The sequence below is a fragment of the Micromonospora arida genome (assembly GCF_042873195.1).
Classification (GTDB): Bacteria; Actinomycetota; Actinomycetes; order Mycobacteriales; family Micromonosporaceae; genus Micromonospora; species Micromonospora arida.
This window is the reverse complement of record NZ_JBIALC010000002.1, coordinates 522115-536343: the sequence shown is the minus strand read 5'-3', so window position 1 is coordinate 536343 and position 14229 is coordinate 522115. Positions and strand designations below refer to the sequence as shown.

At 70.4% G+C, this 14229-nt stretch carries 15 protein-coding genes; all 15 read left to right on the top strand.

Annotated elements, in window-relative coordinates; translation table 11 throughout:
- Positions 1 to 171: 171 nt before the first annotated feature.
- Positions 172 to 960 (top strand): AfsR/SARP family transcriptional regulator, encoded by a 789-nt coding sequence (locus ACFYP0_RS09170; protein WP_091397314.1) that lies wholly within the window; start codon positions 172 to 174, stop codon positions 958 to 960.
- A gap of 81 nt (positions 961 to 1041) precedes the next feature.
- A complete protein-coding gene (locus ACFYP0_RS09165) occupies positions 1042 to 2304 on the top strand; it encodes a beta-ketoacyl-[acyl-carrier-protein] synthase family protein (protein ID WP_124861448.1) in 1263 nt (420 codons plus the stop codon).
- Entirely contained in the window at positions 2301 to 3521 is a 1221-nt protein-coding gene (locus tag ACFYP0_RS09160; RefSeq protein ID WP_386995177.1) for a ketosynthase chain-length factor, read from the top strand. Before ACFYP0_RS09165 ends, ACFYP0_RS09160 begins: the two co-directional genes overlap by 4 nt.
- Positions 3518 to 4576, top strand: a complete 1059-nt coding sequence (locus ACFYP0_RS09155) for a methyltransferase (RefSeq protein WP_386995175.1) — start codon at positions 3518 to 3520, stop codon at positions 4574 to 4576. The genes ACFYP0_RS09160 and ACFYP0_RS09155 overlap by 4 nt, the downstream gene beginning before the upstream one ends.
- Before the next feature lie 15 nt (positions 4577 to 4591).
- The gene (locus ACFYP0_RS09150; protein ID WP_091394929.1) at positions 4592 to 4918 is read left to right on the top strand and encodes an antibiotic biosynthesis monooxygenase family protein; all 327 of its coding nucleotides are present in this window, start codon (positions 4592 to 4594) and stop codon (positions 4916 to 4918) included.
- Complete coding sequence (locus ACFYP0_RS09145) at positions 4911 to 6533, top strand: FAD-dependent oxidoreductase (RefSeq protein ID WP_386995173.1); 1623 nt, start codon at positions 4911 to 4913, stop codon at positions 6531 to 6533. Before ACFYP0_RS09150 ends, ACFYP0_RS09145 begins: the two co-directional genes overlap by 8 nt.
- A 4-nt stretch (positions 6534 to 6537) precedes the next feature.
- A complete protein-coding gene (locus tag ACFYP0_RS09140; RefSeq protein WP_124861433.1) occupies positions 6538 to 6879 on the top strand; it encodes a TcmI family type II polyketide cyclase in 342 nt (113 codons plus the stop codon).
- Positions 6876 to 7883, top strand: coding sequence for a methyltransferase (locus tag ACFYP0_RS09135; protein ID WP_356977441.1), 1008 nt, complete (start codon positions 6876 to 6878; stop codon positions 7881 to 7883). The genes ACFYP0_RS09140 and ACFYP0_RS09135 overlap by 4 nt, the downstream gene beginning before the upstream one ends.
- A gap of 2 nt (positions 7884 to 7885) precedes the next feature.
- The gene (locus ACFYP0_RS09130) at positions 7886 to 8347 is read left to right on the top strand and encodes a cupin domain-containing protein (RefSeq protein ID WP_356977440.1); all 462 of its coding nucleotides are present in this window, start codon (positions 7886 to 7888) and stop codon (positions 8345 to 8347) included.
- On the top strand, positions 8344 to 8601 hold the full coding sequence (locus ACFYP0_RS09125) for an acyl carrier protein (RefSeq protein ID WP_091394916.1): 258 nt from the start codon (positions 8344 to 8346) through the stop codon (positions 8599 to 8601). The genes ACFYP0_RS09130 and ACFYP0_RS09125 overlap by 4 nt, the downstream gene beginning before the upstream one ends.
- 5 nt (positions 8602 to 8606) lie before the next feature.
- Positions 8607 to 9077: an SRPBCC family protein gene (locus ACFYP0_RS09120; RefSeq protein WP_355493775.1), complete on the top strand. Its 471-nt coding sequence runs from the start codon at positions 8607 to 8609 to the stop codon at positions 9075 to 9077.
- Positions 9074 to 10735, top strand: coding sequence for an acetyl-CoA carboxylase carboxyltransferase subunit alpha (locus ACFYP0_RS09115; protein ID WP_355493776.1), 1662 nt, complete (start codon positions 9074 to 9076; stop codon positions 10733 to 10735). Before ACFYP0_RS09120 ends, ACFYP0_RS09115 begins: the two co-directional genes overlap by 4 nt.
- On the top strand, positions 10722 to 11159 hold the full coding sequence (locus ACFYP0_RS09110; protein ID WP_124861421.1) for an acetyl-CoA carboxylase biotin carboxyl carrier protein: 438 nt from the start codon (positions 10722 to 10724) through the stop codon (positions 11157 to 11159). The genes ACFYP0_RS09115 and ACFYP0_RS09110 overlap by 14 nt, the downstream gene beginning before the upstream one ends.
- Positions 11160 to 11163: 4 nt before the next feature.
- On the top strand, positions 11164 to 12549 hold the full coding sequence (locus ACFYP0_RS09105; RefSeq protein WP_124861418.1) for an acetyl-CoA carboxylase biotin carboxylase subunit: 1386 nt from the start codon (positions 11164 to 11166) through the stop codon (positions 12547 to 12549).
- A gap of 82 nt (positions 12550 to 12631) precedes the next feature.
- Positions 12632 to 14167: a peroxidase family protein gene (locus tag ACFYP0_RS09100; protein WP_355493777.1), complete on the top strand. Its 1536-nt coding sequence runs from the start codon at positions 12632 to 12634 to the stop codon at positions 14165 to 14167.
- The last annotated feature ends 62 nt before the right edge of the window (positions 14168 to 14229 follow it).

Here is a 14229-nt window from a genome sequence, read left to right as displayed (position 1 = left end):
TGCCTGGAGGAAGCATCGAGCGATCGAAGGGGTATCCGCCGTACAACTTTCGACACGCATCGATCCTCGGAAGAACCCGCGATGTCGCTACCTGCGGTCGTTCCGACACGCCCCGCTCATCCATAGCTTGAGATCGTCTCGACGGGTGCTATGGGGAAATGGGGGACCACTGTGGTCAGGTACGAGATTCTCGGGTCGCTGGAAGTGATCCACGAGGGCCGGATCTGCACGCCGACGCCGCCGAAGGTGCGGACCGTGTTGGCGCTGCTGGTGATGCGGGCCAATCGGGTCGTTCTGGTCGACTCGATAATCCGGGAGCTGTGGGGTGACGATCCGGCGCGCAGCGCCGTCACCACCGTGCAGACCTACATCTACCACCTGCGCAAGCTCTTCGCGAAAGAGGGGATTGAGACCCCGGACCGGACCGTGCTGGAGAGCCGTGCCCGCGGCTACCTGCTCAGGGTGGAGCCGGGCCAGCTCGACGCCGAGGTGTTCGAGACGATGCTCGACCAGGGCCGCTCACACATCGAGTCGGACCGGCCCGAGGAGGGCGCCGAGGTGCTCCGGCGGGCGCTGGCCATGTGGACGGGGCCGGTGGGCGCCAACGTGACCTTCGGGCCGGCGTTGGAGGCGCACGCGATCCACCTCCAGGAGCAGTGGATCCGTGCGCTGGAGCTGCGGATCCAGGCCGACATCACACTCGGCCGTCACCGCGAGCTGATCGGCGAGCTGCGCTATCTCGTGGGCACGTACCCGCTCAACGAGTGGTTCCACCGCCAGCTCATCGTGGCGCTCAGCCGCTCGGGGCGCCGTGGCGAGGCGTTGCAGGCGTACCACCACCTGCGCCGGGTGCTCAGTGAGGAGTTGGGCCTGGACCCTTCGCCTGACCTCCAGCGGCTCCAGCGGGAGGTGTTGGCAGCCGGCGGGCCACTGCGCCCGGGGCTTGCCAGGGCCTCGTGACAGGCCCTCGACCGACGCTCCAGCGCCGTTCGACCGGCCGTCCCTAGCTTTCACACGGACATCGCGGCCAGGAGGTCTTCCATGACGAGCACATCCGACCGTCGGGTGGTCATCACCGGGATTGGCGTCATCGCCCCCGGTGGACTGGGCACCAAGGCGTTCTGGGAACTGTTGACCGCTGGCCGCACGGCCACCCGTACCCTGTCGTTCTTCGACGCCACCCCCTTCCGGTCGCGGGTGGCCGCGGAGGCCGACTTCGATCCGGTCGCCGAGGGTCTGTCGCCGCAGGAGGTCCGCCGGATGGACCGGGCGGCCCAGATGGCAGTGGTCTGCACCCGGGAGGCGTTGGCCGACAGCGGCTTCGAGGTCGTCGACCCGACCCGCGTCGGCGTCAGCGTCGGCACGGCGGTCGGGGCCACGATGAGCCTCGAAGAGGAGTACGTCGTGGTCAGCGACGGCGGCCGGAAATGGCTGACCGACCACCGGTACGCCACCCCGCACCTCTACGACTATCTGGTGCCGAGCTCGTTCGCCCGCGAGGTGGCGTGGTCGGTCGGGGCGGAAGGTCCGGCGACGGTGGTCTCCACCGGCTGCACGTCGGGCCTCGACTCGGTCGGCCACGCCCGGGAGCTGATCCGGGAGGGCTCGGCCGACGTGATGATCGCCGGCGCGACCGACGCCCCGATCTCGCCGATCACGGTGGCCTGCTTCGACGCGATCAAGGCGACCACGGCCCGCAACGACGACCCGACGCACGCCTCGCGGCCGTTCGACAACAGTCGCGACGGGTTCGTTCTCGGCGAGGGTTCGGCGATGTTCGTCCTCGAAGAGCTCGAGCACGCCCGCCGTCGAGGCGCGCAGATCTACGCCGAGCTGGTCGGGTTCGCCTCGCGCTCCAACGCGTTCCACATGACCGGCCTGCGGCCCGACGGGCGGGAGATGGCCGAGGCGATCCGGGTCGCGCTCGCCGACGCCCGGCTGCCCGGCGACGCCGTCGACTACATCAACGCCCACGGCTCGGGTACGAAGCAGAACGACAGGCACGAGACGGCGGCGTTCAAGCGGAGCCTCGGCGACCACGCGTACCGCACCCCGGTCAGCTCGATCAAGTCGATGATCGGCCACTCGCTCGGTGCCATCGGCTCGATCGAGATCGCGGCGTCGGCCCTGGCGATCAAGCACGGGGCGGTGCCGCCGACGGCCAACCTGCACGAACGCGACCCGGAGTGCGACCTCGACTACGTGCCGCTCACCGCCCGTGAGCAGCAGACCGACGTGGTGTTGAGCGTGGGCAGCGGGTTCGGTGGCTTCCAGAGCGCGATGCTCCTGGCGCGTGTGGCATGACCACTGTCGTCACAGGGGTCGGCGTGGCGGCGCCAAACGGGTTGGGCCGCGACGCCTTCTGGGCGGCCACCGTCGCCGGGGTGGGTGGCATCGGGCCGATCAGCCGTTTCGACCCCTCGGGTTACCCGGCCCAGTTGGCCGGCGAGGTGCCCGGATACGAGGCGGCCGATCACATCCCGAGCCGGCTGATGGCGCAGACCGACCACATGACCCGGATGTCGTTGACGGCGGCGCAGTGGGCGCTGGCCGATGCGTCGGTCGACCCGTCGGCGCTGCCCGAGTTCGGCATGGGTGTCGTCACGGCCAGCGCGTCGGGCGGCTTCGAGTTCGGCCACCGTGAGCTGGAGAAGCTCTGGAGCAAGGGCTCCGAGCACGTCAGCGCGTACCAGTCGTTCGCGTGGTTCTACGCTGTGAACACCGGCCAGATCTCGATCCGCCACGGGATGCGTGGGCCGACCGGGGTGCTCGTCACCGAGCAGGCGGGTGGGCTCGACGCGGTGGCGCAGGCCCGGCGCCAGGTGCGCAAGGGCGTGCAGCTCGTGATGACCGGCGGTGTCGACGCGTCGCTCTGCCCGTGGGGCTGGACGGCCCAACTCGCCAACGGCCTCCTCAGTACGGGGCACGATCCGGCCACGGCGTTCCTGCCGTTCGACGCCAACGCGTCGGGTTACGTGCCGGGCGAGGGCGGGGCGATCCTCGTGTTGGAGGACGAACACGCCGCTGCCCGGCGGGGGGCCGCCGTCTACGGGGTGATCGCCGGATACGGCGCGACGTTCGACCCCCGGCCCGGCTCCGGCCGCCCACCGGGCCTGCGTCGGGCGGCCGAGATGGCAGTGTCCGACGCCGGTCTCACACCGGCCGACATCGACGTCGTCTTCGCCGACGGCGCCGGTGTCGCGGAACTCGACCGCGTCGAGGCCGAGGCGATCACCGCGGTCTTCGGCCCACGCGGTGTGCCGGTGACCGTGCCCAAGACGATGACCGGCCGGCTCTACTCGGGCGGGGCGGCGCTCGACCTCGTCTCCGCGCTGCTGTCGATCCGGCACGGCGTCATCCCGCCCACCACCAACATCCGTCAGCCGGTCGAGGGCCTGCACCTCGACCTGGTGCGCGACGTCGCGCGGGAGACACCCGTACGCGCGGCGCTCGTCCTCGCCAGGGGCTACGGCGGGTTCAACGCAGCCATGGTCGTGACCGACGAAAGGAATGGACGATGACCGACGCCAGCCTCGCCGCCGTCGCGAACTTCGACGAGCAGCAGGCACTTGACCTGCGTGAACGGCAGATCGCGGTGCTGGGAAGCGCCAAACAGATCGCGAACGTGATCCACGTGGTCACCGAGCTCGGCATCGCCGACCTGCTCGTCAACGGGCCGGTGCCGGTCGCCCAACTGGCTGCGGAGACCGAGTCGCACGAGGACGCGCTACGGCGGATCCTGCGCGCGGCCTCCGCGGTCGGCATCTTCGACGAGCAGGAGGACGGGTCGTTCGCGCTGACCCCGCTCGGCGAGGGGCTGACGTCGGCCCGGATCGGCGGGCTGCGACCGATGGTTCAGTTCAGCGGCGCCGACTTCAACCGCCTCCCGTACGCGGAGATCCTGCACAGCGTCCGCACCGGCGAGCCGGCCTTCAACAAGGTCTTCGGCATGGGCTTCTACGACTACCTCCAGGCCCACCCGGAGGCCAACCGGTTCTTCGAGGGCTTCATGGCCCACTGGAGCCGGCGGCTCGCCGACCGGTTCGCGGCGGAGTTGGCGCCCGAGCGGTTCGGCCGGATCGCCGACATCGGCGGCAGCAACGGCTACTTCCTCGCCAAGATGCTCCAGCGTCACCCCGAGGGCACCGGTGTCCTCTTCGACCTGCCCGAGGTCGTGGCCGACGCCGAACCGCTGCTCAAGGAGCACGGTGTCACCGAGCGGGTCGAGGTGCGGGGCGGCGACTTCTTCACCGACGAGCTACCGGCGGGTGCCGACGCGTACATCCTGAAGTCGATCGTCCACAACTGGCCGGACGACACCTGCGTCAGGCTGCTCCGTCGGATCCGCGCGGCGATCGGCGACGCCGACTCCCGCCTCATCGCGATCGACCAGATCGTGCCGCCACGCAACCAGTGGGACCACGCCAAGATCATCGATATCGACATGCTGGTGCTCTTCGGCGGCAAGGAGCGCGACCTCCGGGAATGGCAGGCGCTGTTCACCGCGTCCGGTTTCGAGCTGGCCAACACCCCCGCGTCCCGCGGCTGGGCCCTGCTCGAAGCGCGTCCGATCTAGGAAAGGAAGCCCGCAATGGCACACATCGGCATCGACCAGCCGGTCGTGACGATGGTCAACATCTTCACCGTCGAGCCGGCCAACCAGCAGAAGCTCGTCGACATCCTGATCGAGGCGACCGACGCGGTGATGTCCAAGGTCGACGGGTTCGTGTCGGCGAACATCCACGCCAGCCTCGACGGAACCCGGGTCGTCAACTACGCGCAGTGGAAGAGCGAAGAGCACTTCACCGCGATGCTCCAGAACCCCGAGGTCCACCCCCACTTCGGCGAGGTACGCGCTATCGCCACGCCGGAACGCCACCTCTACAAAGTCGTCTACACGGAGGACGCTCATGTCTGACGGAAGCACCGACGTCCTGATCGTCGGCGGCGGCCCGGTCGGCCTGTCGACCGCGCTCTTCCTGGCCCGCAAGGGAATCCGGCCGATCCTGGTCGAACGTCGGCCCCGGCTGTCGACGATCCCCCGCGCGACCGGCCTGCACGCCCGCACGGTGGAGATCTTCCGCACCGTCGGCCTGGAGCCGGCCGTGCAGCAGGCCGGCATGAAGATCGTCGGGCCGGGCGCCGAACTCGACCTGGTCCGCGCCGGCCGCGCCACGCCACTGGTCATGCTCGGCGCCCAGTCCCTGGCCGACCTGCACAAGTCCTTCGTCATGGAGGCGCACGACGTCGACTACGACAAGTTCACGCCGAGCTGGCCGATCTGGTGCGGCCAGGACCACTACGAGCCGCTGCTCTACGACGCCGCCGTCGAGGCGGGCGCGGAGATCCGCTTCCAGAACGAGCTGATCGGGCTGACCCAGGACGAGGACGGGGTGACCGCGACCGTCAACGACAACGGCACGACACGCACCATCCGGGCGCGCTACGTCGTCGCGGCCGACGGCGTGAAGAGCCCCGTCCGTGAACTGCTCCAGATCGGGAACCGCAGCAACGGCGTCGCCGGCAACTTCGTCAGCATCATCTTCCGGGCCAAGGTCGACCTGCCCGAGTCGGCACCCCGGTTCACGCTGATCTACCTGATGAACCAGCTGGCCCAGGGTCTGCTGCTCTTCATCGAGCCGGGGCGGTGGATGTTCGGCGTCAACTACTACCCCGAGCGGGGGCAGTCGCCGGCCGACTTCACCCCGGAACGCTGCGTCGAGCTGGCCCGGATCGCGGCCGGTGATCCCGAGCTGGAGGTCGAGGTCGAGTCGGCCCAGCCCTGGGACGCGCGGCACATGGTCGCCGACGCGTACCAGTCGGGGCGGGTCTTCCTCGCCGGCGACGCCTGTCACGCCCACCCGCCGGCCGGCGGCTTCGGCGTCAACGCCGGCATCCAGGACGCGCACAACCTGGCGTGGAAGCTCGCCGACGTGCTTCAGGGGCGGGCCGACGAGAGCCTGCTCGACTCCTACGAAGCCGAGCGTCGCCCGGTCGGCGCGGCGACCGCCGACCAGGCGTGGATGCTCTTCCGCACCCGGGGTCAGCTCGCCGACGAGGACAAGGCCGCCTACCGGGACTTCGTCATCGTGACGATGGGCTACCGCTACACCTCCAACGCGATCGTCGGCGCTCCCGCCGACACCGAGCTGCTGCCCCGCGAGCTGACCTTCACCGGCCAACCCGGATCGCGTGCCCCGCACGGCTGGGTCGACCACAACGGCGCTCGGGTCTCCACGATCGACGTGCTGACCGAGGGCTGGACGTTGGCCACGGCCCCCGGCGACGACACCTGGCTCGCTGCGGCCGAGGCGGTCTCGGCGGCGACCGGGCTCCCGATCAAGGCGCTGACCGCCGGCCCCGACGGTGACCTCGCCGACGACGGCTCGTGGCTCGCGAGCTGCGGGGTCGGCCCCGGCGGGGCGCTGCTGGTACGCCCCGACGGCATCGTCGCCTGGCGCAGCGCCGGCCCGGTCGACGACCAGGCGCAGACCCTGACCGCCGCCCTGGCCACGATCCTGCGGGGAGCGTGAGCAGATGTCCTACCGCGCCCTCATGGTCATGCGGATGGCCCCCGGCCACGCCGACGCGGTCGCCGAGCTCTTCGCCGAGCACGACAAGGGCGACATGCCCCACGTCGTCGGCATCTCGCGGCGCACGCTCTTCCGCTACCAGGACCTCTACATGCACCTGCTCGAGGCCGACACCGACGTCTTCGACAAGCTCCTCGCGGCCCGAGCCCGCGCGGACTTCCAGGAGGTCAACCGGCGCCTCTCGGCCTACCTGCAGCGCTACGCGCCGGACAGCATGACCGAGTTGCAGGACTCGTTGGCCACGCCCTTCTACACCTGGAGCCCCGAGACAGGGAGCATCACGTGACGCTGACCCGCCGCGACATCAACGACATGATGCAGGCATACAAGAAGACGAGCCTGCTGCGTACCGGGGTCGAGCTGGGTGTGTTCGACGCCCTCGCCGCGGGCCCGGCCACGGCCAGCGGGCTCGCTCCGAAGCTCGGCATCCACCCGCGAGGCGCGCGCATCCTGCTCGACGCGCTCACCGCGATCCGCCTCACCGACCGGACCGGCGAGCACTTCTCGCTCACCCCGGCGGCCGCCGACCACCTGGTCAGCACCCGTCCCGACTACCTGGGCGGAATGGTGAAGGTGATGTCGAGCGACTGGGAGTGGGACGCGCTGCGCGACCTCAGCGCCGCCGTACGGGCCGGCGGCACCGTGCTCGACGTGCACGCCGAAACCCCGGAGTACACCTACTGGGAGGACTTCGCCGCGTACGCGACGAAGGTCGCCCAGCCGACCGCCGAGGTGATGGCGGAGGCGCTCGCACCGTGGACGAAGGAGCGCGCCGAGCTCGACATCCTCGACGTCGCCTGTGGCCACGGCGTCTACGGCTACACCCTCGCGCAGCACAACCCGCAGGCGGCGGTGACCTCGCTGGACTGGCCCAACGTGCTCGCCGTGACGGAGAAGCACGCCGAGCGGCTCGGCGTACGCAACCGGGCGTCGTTCCTGCCGGGTGACATGTTCACCACCGATCTCGGTGGCCCCTACGACGTCGCGCTGCTGACCAACGTCACCCACCACTTCTCCGAGGAGCGGGTGCATGAGCTGGTGAACCGGCTCGGTTCCGTGGTCAAGCCGGGTGGACGGCTGGTCATCGTCGGTTTCACCACCGGCGACGAGTCACCGGCACTGGACCCGGCGCCGTACCTCTTCTCAGTGCTGATGTTGGTCTGGACCTTCGAGGGGGAGTCGCACTCCGTCGCCGCCTACAACCGGGCCCTGGCCGCGGCGGGCTTCGGCCCGGCCACCGTCCACCCGACGGACCTGCCGTTCCGAGTGCTCGTCGCAGAGAAGGGATGACCATGCATCGGCAACCGATCGTGAAGGTCGCCGCCACCGACGTGCCCGGCATCAACCGGATCGGCGGCGAGGTGCGGATCCTGCTCAGCCCGAAGACCGTCGACGCGACGGAGGGCTTCATGGGCACGGTCCGCCTGGAGGCGGGCGAGTTCCTGGCGGAGCAGTACAACCCGTACTCGGACAAGTTCTGTTATCTGGTGCGCGGCGAGGTCGTGATCCGAGTCGACGGCGCGGAGGTCAAGCTCGCGGCCGACGAGGCTCTGATGGTCCGTCGCGGCCAGCGGCACCGCATCGTCAACGCCGGTGCCGAGACCGCGCTGATCGTGTTCCAGATCAGCCCGCTCGCGCCGCGCCCCGAACTGGGCCACGTCGACACCGAGGAGGTCCCGCACCCCGAGTCGCCGGTGCCGCAGGTCGGCGGCGTGCGCGACGGGTGGCAGCGACCGACGGGAGGAAACTCATGAGCCAGCTGACCCTCGACGACCTGCGTCGGATCCTGGAGACCAGTTCCGGTGTGGTCGAGCAGACCGACTGGGCCGATCCGGCGACGCTCGACGCGCCGTTCGACGACCTCGGCTACGACTCGCTCGCGCTGTTGGAGCTGGCGGCGCGGGTGCAGCAGGAGTACGAGGTGCGCATCCCCGACGACGCCGTATCGATCATGAAGACGCCGCGGCTCGCCGTCGACTACGTCAACCAACGACTCGCGGATCGGTGACCCCAATGGCCGGACACACGGACAACGCGGTCGTCATCAACGCACCGCTCGACCTCGTCTGGGACCTGACCAACGACATCCCCAACTGGCCCTCCCTGTTCAGCGAGTACGCCAGCACGAAGGTGCTCTCGACGTCCGACGACGGGGCCGTCGTCTTCCGTCTCACCATGCACCCCGACCCGGCCGGACGGGTCTGGAGCTGGGTTTCCGAGCGGGTGCCCGACCGCGCCGACCGGGTGGTGCGGGCACGGCGGCTGGAGACCGGCGCCTTCAAGTACATGAACCTGTTCTGGGAATACACCGAGCTCCCGGACGGCGGGGTGCGGATGCGGTGGGTACAGGACTTCGAGATGCGGCCGGGCGGGCACGCCGACGACGAGGGCATGACCGCCCACCTCAACCGGACCACACGTGAGCAGCAGGCACGCATCCGGGAGATCGTGGAGAAGGCCGCGGCCGAACGCGGGCAGTCATGACCGCCACCGTCAACACGCCTGTCGGCAAGAGCTGGCTGATCTGCCCGGGCTGCCGGGCGCTGCTCTACCAGCGCCGGGTCGAACGCAACCTGGGCGTCTGCCCGGAGTGCGACCACCACGACCAGGTCACCGCGCACCAGCGGATCGAGCAGCTCTTCGATCTCGACTCGGTCGAGGAGCTGCCACCGGTCGATGCCGTCGGTGATCCGCTCGGGTTCGTCGACACCAGGCCCTACCCGCAACGGATCGAGGCGGCCCGCCGGCGCACCGGGCTCGACGAGGCAGTCGTCTGCGTCCGGGGCACGGTCGAGGGGCAGCCGTTGATCGCGGCGGTCATGGACTTCCGGTTCCTCGGTGGCAGCCTCGGCGCGGGCGTCGGCGAGCGGATCACCCGGGCGGCCGAGTTGGCGCTCGAAACCCGTACGCCGCTGCTGATCGTCAGCGCCTCCGGCGGTGCCCGGATGCAGGAGGGCGTGCTGTCGCTCATGCAGATGGCCAAGACCAGTGCGGCGCTCGGGGCCCTCGACGAGGCCGGGGTGTTGACGATCTCGCTGGTCAGCGACCCGACCTACGGTGGCGTCGCGGCATCGTTCGCGACGCTCTGCGACGTCATTCTCGCCGAGCCGGGGGCGCGCCTCGGCTTCGCCGGGCCGAGGGTCATCCAGCAGACGCTGCGTCAGCCGCTGCCGGCCGGCTTCCAGACCGCCGAGTACCTCTTCGCCCGCGGCATGCTCGACGACCTGGTGCCCCGGTCGAATCTGCGGTCGACCATCGGCCGGCTGCTGGCCTTCGCGGGGGCCGACCGGTCCGCGCCGGATCCTTACCCGGTACGGGCCACCACGCCCCCCGAGTCGGGGGACCCGTGGGCGGTCGTGGCGTTGTCCCGCGATCTCGGCCGGCCCTCCACACTCGACTACATCGGCCACTTCGTGGACGGTTTCGTGGAGCTGCACGGCGACCGGCTGGCGAGTGACTGCCCGGCGATCGTCGGCGGCGTCGGCCTGATCGACGGCCGGCCCACAGTGGTGATCGGCCACCAGAAGGGCCACACGGTCGCCGAGGTGGCCAGCCGCAACTTCGGCATGGCGACACCGGCCGGCTATCGCAAGGCGGCCCGACTGATGCGGCTGGCCGAGAAGCTCGGCACGCCGATCGTGACGCTGATCGACACGCCCGGCGCCTACCACGGCATCTCGGCGGAGGAGAACGGGCAGGCTCTCGCCATCGCCGACAGCATCCGGCTGATGGCCGGGCTGACGGTTCCGGTCGTCGCCATCGTGACCGGCGAGGGCGGCAGCGGAGGCGCGCTCGCCCTCGGCGTCGGCAACCGGGTGCTGATGCTCGCCAACGCGACGTACTCGGTGATCAGCCCGGAAGGCTGCGCCGCGATCCTCTGGAACGACTCCGGTCGGGCCGACGAGGCCGCCGCGCAACTCAAGCTCCAGGCCGGCGACCTGCTGGCGCTCGGCGTCGTCGACGGGGTGGTTCCCGAACCACCCGGCGGGGCACCGGCCGATCCCGCTGCGACCGCGTCGGCCGTACACCGGGCGGTCGTCGACGCGTTCGCGGAGTTGGCCAGTCTCGACCGCGAGGAGGTGCGGGCCCATCGCCGGGCCCGCTTCCGACAGATCGGAGGTTTGACGAATGCCGGAGGGTAACGCCGACCCGCTGGATGCCGCGGTCCGCAGTCTCGCGCGGCTGATCGGGTCGACGCCAGGTCCGGTCCGCCGCGCCCGGCTCCAGCACGGCGACCTGGTGGTCGAGGTGGAGTGGCCGGACGGCGCACCCGGGGTGGCGGCGGTTGCGCCGGTCCCGCCGGTGGAGGCCGACGCCGGTCTGCACTACGTGTGCGCGCCGATGGTCGCGACGCTCTACCTCGCGCCGTCGCCCGGCGCTGACCCGTTCGTCCGTGAGGGCGACCAGGTCGTGCCCGGCCAGCAGGTCGCGATCCTCGAAGCGATGAAGATGATGATTCCGGTCGAAGCCGACCGTGCGGGCGAGGTCGTGAAGGTGCTGGTGCCCAACGCGACCCCGGTCGAGTACGGCGAACGGTTGATCGCCTTAGCTGTGTCGGAGGGCTGACCCAGTGTTCGAGTCGGTGCTGATCGCCAACCGGGGCGAGATCGCGGTCCGGATCGCCCGGACCTGCCGGGAGATGGGGCTGCGTACCGTGGCGGTCTACTCGACCGTCGACCGGGACTCGGCGGTGGTGCGGCTGGCCGACGAAGCCGTCCAGATCGGGCCGGGTCCCAGCCGGCGCAGCTACCTGAGCGCCCCGGCCATCATCGAGGCGGCCCGCCGCACGGGGGCCGACGCCATCCACCCGGGCTACGGATTCCTCTCCGAGGACCCGGACTTCGCCGAGATCTGCGAGGCCGACGGGATCACGTTCATCGGGCCGCCGCCCGCCGTGATGGCCGCGCTGGGCGACAAGGCCCGGACGCGGGGCATCATGGCGGGCCTCGGCCTGCCCGTACTCCCCGGCACGACCGACGCCGTCGAGTCGGCGGCCCACGCCCGCGCGGTCGCCGAGGAGATCGGCTTCCCGCTGATCATCAAGGCGGTCGCCGGTGGCGGCGGTCGGGGCGTACGGGTGGTCCGCGACCCGGCCTCGTTCCTGGGCGAGTTCGCCGCCGCGCGGGCCGAGGCGCAGCTGCTCTTCGGCGACAACCGGGTCTACATCGAGCGTTACCTCGAGTCGGCCCGCCACGTCGAGGTGCAGGTGCTCACCGACCGCTACGGCAACGGCATCCACCTCGGTGAGCGCGACTGCTCGGTGCAGCGGCGTCACCAGAAGCTGATCGAGGAGTCGCCCGCGCCCGGGTTGCCGCAACACATGGTCGACCGGATGACCGCCGCCGCGGTCACCGGCGCACTCGGTGTCGGCTACGTGGGCGCGGGTACCTTCGAGTTCCTGGTCGGCGGTGGGGACGACTTCCACCTCATGGAGGTCAACTGCCGGCTCCAGGTCGAACACCCGGTCTCCGAGCTGGTGACCGGCGTCGACCTGGTGCGGCAACAGATCCTCGTCGCGGCCGGCGAACGGCTCGCGCTGACCCAGGCCGACGTGACGCCGCGCGGCACGGCGATCGAGTGTCGCCTCAACGTCGAGGATCCGGCGCGCGGCTTCGTACCGACGCCGGGTGAGCTGACCCGCTTCGACCTGCCCGCCGGCCCGTTCGTCCGCGTCGACACGCACGGGTACGCCGGCTACCGGGTTCCGGCCGACTACGACTCCCTCCTCGCGAAGGTGGTCGTCTGGGCGCCCGACCGCACCCAGGCCCTGGCCCGGATGGCCCGCGCCCTCGACGAGTGCGCCGTCGAAGGGCCCGGTGTGGCCACCACCCGCGACTTCCTCCGATCGACGCTCGACCACCCGCTGTTCCGTGCCGCGAAACACGACACCTCGCTGGTCGACACCATGCTCACCGGCCTCCAGCCGGACACCACCGAAACTCCAGGGCGCCACTAACCGAAGGGTTCACACTGCTGCCGGTTCGCGGGTTTGCGGCCCGTGCGTCCACGCGGGCGCCCGCGGACGGAAGGTGGCCGACATGGCAATTGACAACGCTTCGCGAGGTGTCAGCCGACGGCGATTATTGGCCGGAGTCGGCGCGGGGGCGCTCGTGGCCGGCACCGGGGGAGTCCTGCTCGACGCGACGCCCGCGGCGGCCGCGTTCTCCAACCGGTTCGGCCGGATGTTCCCGTCGCTGCCGGCGTTCGGGTCCGCGACGACCCAGATGCGGAACGCGCTGATCGACCTGTCGCGCGTCGGCGGCCCGATGGACGCCCGCGACCCGCTCAACGTCGGTGCGGAGGCGCTCGCCGACCAGCAGCAGCACAGCATCAACAACCCCGACAACTTCTCGATCCCGCAGGGCATGACGTACTTCGGGCAGTTCGTCGACCACGACCTGGCCTTCGAGACGACGGCGCCGCTGGGTACACCGGTCGACCCGACCACGGTGCCGAACCCCCGGACGCCGGCCCTTGACCTCGACTCGCTCTACGGTGGCGGGCCGACCGGAAACCCGGAGCTGTACAACTCCGCCGATCCGGCCAAACTCAAGATCGAATCGGGCGGGCGCTTCGAAGACCTGCCGCGCAACTCCAGTGGCAGGGCGATCGTCTTCGACCCCCGCAACGACGAGAACCTGCCCATCGCGCAGATCACGGCCGCGTTCATCCTCTTCCACAACCGGGTGGTCGACCTGGTGCGCGCACAGGGCACACCGTCGGCACAGGTCTTCGCCGCCGCCCGGCAACTCGTCACCTGGCACTACCAGTGGATCGTGCTCAACGAGTTCCTTCCGCTGGTCGCCGGCCCGGGCGCGGTCTCCACAGTGCTCAACGGAGGCCGCCGCTTCTACAAGCCGGAGCCGAACGCGACGTTCATCCCGGTCGAGTTCACCGCGGCGGCGTTCCGCTTCGGCCACAGCCAGCCACGACCGGCCTACCTGGTCAACCGCACCGGCACCGGCGGCGACGAGTTCTACGCCATGCTCTTCGACTCGGCGCTGAGCGGCGCCGACCCGGCCGACCTGCGCGGCGGGAAGCGGGCCGCCCGTCGTTACCTCGACTACCAGTTCTGGTTCCAGTTCTTCGACGGCCAGGTGCGCTGGAGCAAGTGGGTCGACGTCCGCAACTCGACGCCGCTGTTCGGCTTCCCGCTGCCACCGCCGCCGTCCGGCTCGCCGTCGGCCAACCTGCTCGGACGCGACCTGCTCCGTCAGCTCACCTTCGGCATCCCGTCGGGCCAGCGGATCGCCGCCCACATCGGGGCGCCCGCACTGAATAGCTTCAACTTCCCGGAGCTCAGTGGGTACGGCCTCGGCCTGGACTCGAACACCCCGCTCTTCTACTACATCCTCAAGGAGGCACAGCTCCAGGCCGGCGGAGGTTCGTTGGGCGCGGTAGGTGGGCGAATCGTGGCAGAGGTGCTCATCGGCATCGCCCAGCTCGACCCTGCGAGCTACCTGAAGGTGCAGCCCAACTGGCGTCCGACCCTGCCCGCCCGCTTCTCGGGCCAGTTCACGATGGCCGACCTGCTCACGTACGCCCGGGTCGACCCGGCCAGCCGCAACTCCTGACGGCGCCTGCTCCGCACCCGGGCCCGGGGTGGCCCGGTGTGCGGAGCATGAGCCCGGTTGAA

What these genes read in the sequence shown, in the direction of transcription:
- ACFYP0_RS09155 (WP_386995175.1), top strand. Translation starts at nt 3,518, where the DNA reads ATGACCGACGCCAGCCTCGCCGCCGTCGCGAACTTCGACGAGCAGCAG.
- ACFYP0_RS09100 (WP_355493777.1), top strand. Translation starts at nt 12,632, where the DNA reads ATGGCAATTGACAACGCTTCGCGAGGTGTCAGCCGACGGCGATTATTG.
- ACFYP0_RS09150 (WP_091394929.1), top strand. Translation starts at nt 4,592, where the DNA reads ATGGCACACATCGGCATCGACCAGCCGGTCGTGACGATGGTCAACATC.
- ACFYP0_RS09125 (WP_091394916.1), top strand. Translation starts at nt 8,344, where the DNA reads ATGAGCCAGCTGACCCTCGACGACCTGCGTCGGATCCTGGAGACCAGT.
- ACFYP0_RS09110 (WP_124861421.1), top strand. Translation starts at nt 10,722, where the DNA reads ATGCCGGAGGGTAACGCCGACCCGCTGGATGCCGCGGTCCGCAGTCTC.
- ACFYP0_RS09140 (WP_124861433.1), top strand. Translation starts at nt 6,538, where the DNA reads ATGTCCTACCGCGCCCTCATGGTCATGCGGATGGCCCCCGGCCACGCC.
- ACFYP0_RS09165 (WP_124861448.1), top strand. Translation starts at nt 1,042, where the DNA reads ATGACGAGCACATCCGACCGTCGGGTGGTCATCACCGGGATTGGCGTC.
- ACFYP0_RS09120 (WP_355493775.1), top strand. Translation starts at nt 8,607, where the DNA reads ATGGCCGGACACACGGACAACGCGGTCGTCATCAACGCACCGCTCGAC.
- ACFYP0_RS09115 (WP_355493776.1), top strand. Translation starts at nt 9,074, where the DNA reads ATGACCGCCACCGTCAACACGCCTGTCGGCAAGAGCTGGCTGATCTGC.
- ACFYP0_RS09160 (WP_386995177.1), top strand. Translation starts at nt 2,301, where the DNA reads ATGACCACTGTCGTCACAGGGGTCGGCGTGGCGGCGCCAAACGGGTTG.
- ACFYP0_RS09130 (WP_356977440.1), top strand. Translation starts at nt 7,886, where the DNA reads ATGCATCGGCAACCGATCGTGAAGGTCGCCGCCACCGACGTGCCCGGC.
- ACFYP0_RS09145 (WP_386995173.1), top strand. Translation starts at nt 4,911, where the DNA reads ATGTCTGACGGAAGCACCGACGTCCTGATCGTCGGCGGCGGCCCGGTC.